The organism is Kosmotoga sp. (assembly GCF_982836095.1).
Window position 1 is genome coordinate 7,254 of record NZ_CEYIHJ010000032.1, and the last position, 7,195, is coordinate 14,448.

A 7,195-nucleotide genomic window follows, 5' to 3' on the forward strand; every position below is an offset into this window, starting at 1 on the left:
GCCCTTTTGACCTCATATTAGCTGGTGAGAAAGCTGTTGACGGTGAAACAGGGCAAGTGGGACCGGAAATCGGTGCACTTTTGGGGGTTCCTGTATTTTCATACATATCAAAAATCATAGAAATCACCAACTATCATATTGTTGTTGAGCGTGAAGTAGAAGACGGCAAGGAGATCTGGAAATCTGATTTACCAAGTCTTTTAACACTTACAAAAGAAGTAAATGAACCAAGGCTTCCCACATTGAACATGAAGAAAAAAGCGCGAAGACTTGAAATAGAAACTCTTGGTTGTGACTTTTTGGAATTAAGTGACACAAATGTCGGCCTAAAAGGTTCTCCAACCAGAGTTGTAAAAGTCTCGACGCCGAAAATCGCCAGAGATGCAGTGATATACGAAGGGAAAGAGCTTGAAAAAGGGATAAGAAAAGTGATCGAACTTCTCAGACCTTACTTGGAGGAGAATCATGAAGAAGCACATATGGGTAATAGCTGAAAAAAGAAAAGGCACTCTTCACTCGAGTACCTATGAACTTTTGGGCAAAGCCAGAGAACTCGCTTTCAAGATGCCAGATACGTTGGTTACTTGCGTCACCTTAATGAATCGCAGCCTAACCCCTGAAGAAAGAAAGAGATTATCTGAACAGGGATCTGATGTGATTTTGAACTTAGTTCATAAGAAATTCAAAAGGTTTGATTACCTTAGCTATCTCGAAACGCTTAATAACATCGCTGAAAGATTCAGCCCAGAAATAATACTCGCACCAGCAACAACAACGGGGAGAACGATAATGCCAGCGCTCGCAGCTTCTTTAAGAACGGGGTTAACAGCGGATTGCACAGGGCTTGACATTGATAAAGATGGCAGGTTGCTTCAGACAAGACCAGCCATTGGTGGAAATATAATGGCCACCATAAAGACCCCAAAACACAAGCCACAAATGGCAACAGTCAGGCCAAAAACCTTCACTCCCCTGGCCGAAAAATATTCAGAAACGGGAATTTACCATGAAATAATCCCACTAATCAATACCTCCAGTAAAACCAAACTCGTAGAATTCCAGGAAATCTCTGCAGAACAAAAAAGTATACAAGACGCCGAAATCGTGATTTCTGGAGGAAAAGGCATAAGGAAACCTGAGAATCTCGAACTTTTAAAGAAACTCGCAGGGCTTTTAAATGGCACTGTTGGAGCTTCGAGACCTCTGGTGGATTCTAAATGGATTGGTCACGAGAACCAGGTAGGGTTAAGTGGTCATACCGTAAAACCAAAAGTATACATAGCCGCAGGTATTTCGGGTGCGGTTCAGCATGTTGCCGGTATGCAAACATCTGAAGTTATCATAGCCATTAACAAGGACATTAACGCGCCCATTTTCGACTATTCAGACATAGGCCTTGTTGGAGACGCTGTTGAAATACTTGAAACACTCTACAACGCCCTGACATCACTCAAGGAGGAAATATCCGATGTTGGAAATTCCCAAAGAACTGTATGAAAAGCTAAAGGACATTCTTGGTAATAGAGTGAAAACAGAGGAAGACTTTCTGGAAAAATACTCTCACGATGAAACCGCAGAGCTACAAAGCATTGTTCCCGGTGCTGTGTTATTCCCGATTTCTACTGAAGAGGTTTCACAAATAATGAAGCTTGCAAATACGTATAAAATCCCCATTACCCCAAGGGGTGCCGGGACAGGGCTATCTGGTGGTGCGATTCCAGCACAGGGTGGTATCGTCCTTTCGCTGGAAAAAATGAACAAACTGCTGGAATTTGATGAAGCAAATCTTATGATAACTGTGGAACCAGGTATGATAACCAGTGAAATACAAAAAGTCGCTGAAAAATACGGCTTGCTCTACGCTGGTGACCCTTGTAGCAGTGAAAGCTCCACAATAGGAGGCAACATAGCAGAAAACGCCGGTGGAAACAAAGTGCTGAAATATGGGCCAACTGGCGCTCATGTATACGGGCTTGAAGTCGTATTACCAACCGGAGAGATAACGAACTTTGGTGGTAAGATGGTCAAAAACGTTACAGGATTAGATCTGGTACATTTGATGGTTGGTTCTGAGGGAACACTAGGAATAGTAACAAAGATAACACTTAGATTGATGCCAAAACCGAAATTTTCCGTAGCGCTTCTCGCTCCTTTTAAATCAGTGGAAACTGCGATAAAGGCTGTTCCCATGCTGATAAAAGATGCGGGCGTAATGCCTTCATCGCTTGAATTCATGGATAATCCCTCAATAAAATTAGCGTGCAAATTCCTGAACGTAAGCTTCCCTTATGCAGATGCCGGTGCTCACCTGATACTTGAAATAGAGGGAAATGACAAAGAAGCTGTGGCAGACGAATATGAAAAGCTCGGGGATATCTGCTTGAGAGAAGGTGCGCTTGAAGTTTTCGTAGCGGATAACAGGAACACCAGGGAAAAGCTCTGGAAAGTGCGGAAAGCCATTGCAGAAGCTCTTATGGTGTATAGCCCTGTGCACTGCATGGAAGATGTTTCGGTACCAACAGCTAACATACCAGCATTGCTCAAAGGCGCGATGAAAATCGCGAGTAGCCACGAACTTGAAACCATAGCTTTTGGTCATGCAGGTGATGGCAATGTGCACATAACCTTCATAAGGGGGGAAAGCTCTATTGATCATTGGAACAATCACTTAAAACCAGCACTGGAGAATTTATATGAACTGACAAAAGAGCTTGGAGGCTGTATAAGTGGCGAACACGGTATCGGTCTCAAAAGGAAAAAATACCTCCCAATAGTGCTCGATAAACCCCAAATCAACCTCATAAAGGGTATAAAAAGGATTTTCGATCCTAACAACATCCTCAATCCCGGAAAAATCGTCGATATACAATGAGCTTTTCGGCTTTTCTGTGCTAAGCTAATAATATAAAGATGTCTCTGGGTTGCTTATTCTGAAGCAGCCTATTGGGGTGATGAACATGAAAATTACTGTTCTTTGCAATGATAAGGCATTGGAAGGCTTCGAAGCTGAACACGGGCTTTCTCTGTATATAGAAACAGATAGACACCATATCCTCTTTGACACAGGTAGCACAGATGTGGCGCTTAAAAACGCAAAAAAATTGGGGCTCGACCTGCGTCAAATAGATTTTGTGGTTATAAGCCATGGGCATTATGACCACATTGGTGGGCTTGAAAGAGTTTTGAAAATCACCGGAAAAACAAAAGTTTTCACAGGTCCGGGTTGTCTTTTGCCACGATACAGCGGCCTAAGGCGTGCGGGGCCTCCCGAAGCCAAGAAACATTATGAAAGTCTTGGTGCCAATTTTGAAGAAATCAGTCAGTTCAGCTCGCCAGAAGAAAACATCTTCTTCCTTCCCGCAGTTCCTTTCAGGACTTCAGAAAGGCCCCCGGTGAAATTCAAACGGATGGGCGGTGAGGAAAGGATTCGTGATCTCTTTGAAGACGAGCTTGGGTTAATCGTTGTTGAAAAAGGCGAAGCAACCTTGTTCACTGGTTGTTCTCATAGGGGAATTGGCAACATACTGCTGGAAGCCGTCGGGCATAAAAAAATAAAAACAGTTGTTGGAGGTCTCCATCTATTATACAAATCACGTTCTGAAATTGAAGAAGTTTGTCAATTAATCAAAGAACTATATGTGGAAAACTTTTACATAGGGCATTGCACAGGAGACCTGGCAATAAAAACCTTTACTGAAAAGCTACCCGTTATTGTAGAGGAGTTAAAAGCCGGGAAAACAATCAAACTATGACTTACAGACTTTTTTCTATCTCCTCGTTGATTTTTCCAGCTCTGATATAGGTATCCAAAATGGTTTTCATGATAGTGCCCCGTAAACCCTCTCTTTCAAGGGAATAAATTCCTTCGATAGTGGTACCCGAAGGCGATGTCACGAGGTGGCGGAACTCTCCCGGGTGGTTGCCTTTTACTTTCAGGAGTTCCACAGAACCGATGATGGTGTCGAGGATTAGCTCTCTCGCTTTATCATAAGAAAGCCCCATTTTAAGGCCAATATCTATCAAAGCCTCTACAATTACGAAAATAAATGCAGGACCACTTCCGCTCAATGCTGTTACCGCTGCGAAATCCCTTTCTTTGACCTCAACTGTGTTTCCAATAGCACCAAGCAACTCTAAAACCAAATCCCTCTCATTTTTCGAAACAGCTGATGAGAAGCTAACTCCAGTAACACCTTTGCCTATCATTCCCGGAATGTTGGGCATAATTCGTACAACTTTCTCTACATTCAATTCTTCCTCTATAACCTTTATGGAAATTCCTGCCATCGTGCTGACCACAACTTTACCTGTAAAATCCACTTCCTTTATCTGCTCGAAAAGAGCAGAAACGTCTTGTGGCTTGACAGCCAGGAAAACGATTTTGGCTTGTTCACAAACCTCAGCGCCGCTGTTGCAACACACAACGTTGCCGAGCTCTCGGTAAGGGTCAAGTTTTTGAGGCGATCTGTTGAAAACATACAGCTTTAGTGGCGATTCCATTTGTAAAAAGCGCTTCAAAAGAATACTCCCGATATTTCCTATACCTATAATACCTACTTTCATTTCTCTCACCTCTATGATTTATGGTTCCAATTATACACAATATGTGGTAGGTATTACAAACAATATTCGACATTTTTCGAAAAACACTCTATATAATTCACCAAAAACTCTCATGATAATTGGTAAAATAATTATAAAAAGTAGACAGGGGTGTTTAGATGTTTGAAAAGCTGGATTCATCCTTTTTGAAATGTCTTCTCCAAAAGCAAAAAAATGCACTGCTGCTTTTTGATGCGCAGGGTAAGCTAAAAGCCTGGAATAATAGTGCGCTCGAAATTATAGGACTTCAAAATAAAGAACTCGAGAACTTGACTTTTACGGGCTTATTCGTTACACCAAATTCCGAAAAAGTCCTTTCCAGTCTCTTGAAGGGGAAAAGGAACTCCATCTGCTTTGAAGCGGTTCTGAACGCTGAGAAATCTTTGGAAGTTGATTGTGAATCCATCAAAGCTCCTTCCAGCCAAACCTTTGTGCTTTGTACATTTCGCCCTTCTTCAAGCAGGGAGACCGATTTTGGCAAAATAACCGAAGTTGAAAACTGGTTCAATGTCCTGGCAGAGACAGCCCCAATGGCCATTTTGATCTATCAAAATAACAAATGGATCTATGCAAATTCCATGGCTGAAAAAATAAGCGGCTACACAAAAAAAGAACTGCAATCAATGAACTTCTGGGAGCTCGTTAAATCAGATTACAGGCAATTTGTCAAGGAAACCGGCGCCAAAAGACAAAAAGGCGAGAAAAGTACAGAGTGCTATGAATTGGAGATAATCAACAAAGCTGGCAAAACGAAATGGTTGTACCTGACAAGCGATACCACAGTGTACAAGGGTAAACCGGCAGGTATCGTTGTAGCTATGGATATTACCACACAAAAAGAGATTGAAAAGGCCCTAAGGGAAAGCGAAGAGAAATTCCACAAGTACTTCGAGATGGCACAAGTTATAAACCTCGTTCTCGATAAAAAAGGAAATGTTAAGCTCATTAACAAAAAGGGAATAAACCTTCTTGGCTATGAAAAAAAGGAAATAATCGGGAAAAACTGGTTTAAATTCATTCCGGATAACGTGAAAGAAGAAGTCAAAGCTGTATTTGAAAAGTTGCTAAAGGACCCATCTAAAGCAGGTTTTTTTGAAAACCCCATAATTGACGCTAAAGGAAATAAAATAATGATTTCCTGGAGAAATGCTGTTATTTACAACGAAAAAGAAGAGATTGAAGCGGTTTTATCTTCGGGAATGGATGTCACACGTGAAAAGGAAATGCTCGAACAAATCAATAAATATAAAAACCTTTACGAAGTGCTTCTTGAAATCACTTCCGCTGCGCTGAAAAAGGGCTGGACAGAAGAGGATTATCAATCTCTTCTTGAAAAAATAGTGAATGTGATTCCAGAAGCTCAGGCAGGGAGCGCTGTCATTAAGAACGATGGCCGATTTTATTTTGTTGCCAGTGTTGGCTATGATTTTGAGAAATTGCGCAAAATAAGCTTCTCAGAACGGGAAATCATGAGCTATTCAAGCCAACCCACTTTTGTAAGGTTTTCCGAAATTGGGTTTAAAAGAGAAGACAAGAGAAATGAGATATTTAAACAAATAGGTACTACAAGAATAAAGTCTGTTTTGATTATTCCCATATATATTGGAAAAGAACCAGTCAGCATTATTTTCCTTGACAATTTCGATAGCTACGAAGCTTTTGATGATATCGAGCTAGAATTCGCCAAACTGATAAAAAGGCATATGGAGCTGCTCCTGTTAAAAGTCAAGACAGAGAACCAGCTTCTCTATGCAACGGAACACGACCCACTGACCGGCGTTCTAAATAGGCGCGCCTTTGCGAAAATGGCCGAAGGGATAATCAATTTATCGAAGCGGTACGGTCACACTTTCAGTGTCATGTATCTTGACTGTGATGGATTCAAACAAGTGAACGACAGCTACGGACATGATATTGGGGACATTCTTTTAAACAGGATCTGCCGACGTATTGAAAGGCTAATAAGAGAAAGCGATATCTTTGCAAGAGTCGGAGGCGATGAATTCCTGATCCTTCTGCCTGAAACAGGGTCTGAAAGCGCAAAAATGTTGTCCGAACGCATTAAAAACATCTTGAGCAAAGAATTCGTTATAAACAACCATAAAGTAAAGATCTCAATGAGCATAGGCATAGCTTCTTTTCCCAAAGATGGCGAAGATATAGAAACCCTAACGCAACTTGCGGATAGGAGAATGTATCTGTCAAAGAAAAACACCAAAACAAGATAACTATACTTACCTTTTTTAATTAGCCTCCATTGGTACTTCTTAAATGAGACAATAACGTGATAAAATTTGTTGAGGCTGTTTACATGAAAAACATATTTTTATATTTATTTTATTTTTTATTCTCATTTGTTGTGTTGTATTTACTATATCAAGCGGGCGGGGTTATCAGGCATCCTCCGGTTATTGAATCTTCTTACGTCATAGGAGAAAAACTAATCCTGAAACTTCCACGCCTTAAATACGAAAGGCTCCACAATATTTCTCATTCAGGAGGGTTGGAGCTTGAAAACCGCATTTTGAACCTCGAAGGAGATAAATACATATTCAGAATAACTGCAGAAAAAGGCTCCATATCTCTTGATTTT

7 protein-coding genes are annotated in these 7,195 nt (G+C 41.1%); 6 read left to right on the forward strand and 1 reads right to left on the reverse strand.

Annotation, left to right across the window (positions count from 1 at the left end; all coding sequences use genetic code 11):
* From AC3LHT_RS03680 to AC3LHT_RS03695, 4 genes are all read left to right on the forward strand, one after another.
* Positions 1-494: electron transfer flavoprotein subunit beta/FixA family protein (locus AC3LHT_RS03680; protein ID WP_488662017.1), on the forward strand; the 494-nt coding region annotated here is incomplete at its 5' end.
* A complete protein-coding gene (locus tag AC3LHT_RS03685; protein WP_290666839.1) occupies positions 466-1,497 on the forward strand; it encodes an electron transfer flavoprotein subunit alpha/FixB family protein in 1,032 nt (343 codons plus the stop codon). The genes AC3LHT_RS03680 and AC3LHT_RS03685, both read left to right, overlap by 29 nt.
* Positions 1,469-2,872: an FAD-binding oxidoreductase gene (locus AC3LHT_RS03690; protein ID WP_488662018.1), complete on the forward strand. Its 1,404-nt coding sequence runs from the start codon at positions 1,469-1,471 to the stop codon at positions 2,870-2,872. Before AC3LHT_RS03685 ends, AC3LHT_RS03690 begins: the two co-directional genes overlap by 29 nt.
* Positions 2,873-2,957: 85 nt before the next feature.
* A complete protein-coding gene (locus AC3LHT_RS03695) occupies positions 2,958-3,752 on the forward strand; it encodes an MBL fold metallo-hydrolase (RefSeq protein WP_488662019.1) in 795 nt (264 codons plus the stop codon).
* A gap of 1 nt (position 3,753) precedes the next feature.
* Here AC3LHT_RS03695 and proC read toward each other — a convergent pair whose 3' ends face one another.
* Positions 3,754-4,563: a pyrroline-5-carboxylate reductase gene (gene proC / locus AC3LHT_RS03700; RefSeq protein ID WP_488662020.1), complete on the reverse strand. Its 810-nt coding sequence runs from the start codon at positions 4,561-4,563 to the stop codon at positions 3,754-3,756.
* 158 nt (positions 4,564-4,721) lie between these two features.
* Between proC and AC3LHT_RS03705 the strand changes: the two genes are divergently transcribed.
* Both AC3LHT_RS03705 and AC3LHT_RS03710 read left to right on the forward strand, forming a co-directional pair.
* Complete coding sequence (locus AC3LHT_RS03705) at positions 4,722-6,830, forward strand: sensor domain-containing diguanylate cyclase (protein WP_488662021.1); 2,109 nt, start codon at positions 4,722-4,724, stop codon at positions 6,828-6,830.
* 83 nt (positions 6,831-6,913) lie between these two features.
* The coding region (locus AC3LHT_RS03710; RefSeq protein WP_488662022.1) for a hypothetical protein at positions 6,914-7,195 on the forward strand (282 nt) is incomplete at its 3' end.